This window comes from Bartonella sp. AC535YNZD (assembly GCF_042196625.1).
Taxonomy (GTDB): domain Bacteria; phylum Pseudomonadota; class Alphaproteobacteria; order Rhizobiales; family Rhizobiaceae; genus Bartonella.
Genome location: NZ_JBHIQP010000066.1, coordinates 1 through 829, shown reverse-complemented (window position 1 = coordinate 829; position 829 = coordinate 1). Strand labels below are relative to the sequence as shown.

Below are 829 nucleotides of genomic sequence, written 5' to 3'. Positions count from 1 at the left end.
GGCTGGGCGCTTCGTGATGCAGATGGTTTTATCACAAGTGATACAGAACATTTTCAATCACGCCGTTTTGAAGGCGGTGGCATGCGTTACTTGCGCTTTAAGAAATGGCTTTCTGAACTAAAGAGGTCTGTTGATGAAATTGATGCGGTGTATTTTGAAGAGGTCCGCCGGCATGTGGGTACAGACGCTTCTCATGTTTATGGGGGCTTTCTAGCAACATTAACGGCGTGGTGTGAACATCATCAGATACCGTATGAAGGCATTCCCGTTGGTACCATTAAGAAAGCAATGACAGGCAAAGGAAATGCCTCAAAAGCAGAAATGATTAAGGCAATGCGTGCAAAAGGTCACGCGCCTTGTGACGACAACGAAGCAGATGCTTTGGCAATTTTATATTTAATGAAAGAAGGGGATGCGCATGTCTAATGGTATGCCATGGATAAGATTCCATTTGTATGACTGGATAAGTGGTACAGATGGAATGACGTTAGAGCAAAGGGGCGCTTATATGACGCTTCTCGTTCGCATGTACGATAAAAAAGCACCAATTAAAGAAGATTTTGAAACGCTTGCACGTGCTTGCAATTGTTCGCAGAAAAAATTTGCAACTCTTGTCGAATACTTAATGAGGAATGATAAACTTGTTGAGACAGATAATGGATTGTGGAATACACGCGTTGAAGAAGAGCTGAACGATTTTGCTGATAAAAAAGAGCACATATCGCAAGTTCGTAGTGAGGCTGGTAAAAAAGGTGCAAAAGCAAAAAATAATATAAAACAACATATTAATAATTTTGCTGAAGCAAATGATAAGCAAAACGTTTTTTTT

The 829-nt window shown here is 40.7% G+C and carries 2 protein-coding genes; both read left to right on the top strand.

Annotation, left to right across the window (positions count from 1 at the left end; translation table 11 throughout):
• Positions 1-426, top strand: a 426-nt coding sequence (locus tag ACFIM8_RS09185; protein ID WP_375614839.1) for a crossover junction endodeoxyribonuclease RuvC, incomplete at its 5' end; no start/stop codon positions are given.
• Positions 419-829, top strand: a 411-nt coding sequence (locus tag ACFIM8_RS09180) for a YdaU family protein (RefSeq protein ID WP_375614838.1), incomplete at its 3' end; no start/stop codon positions are given. The genes ACFIM8_RS09185 and ACFIM8_RS09180, both read left to right, overlap by 8 nt.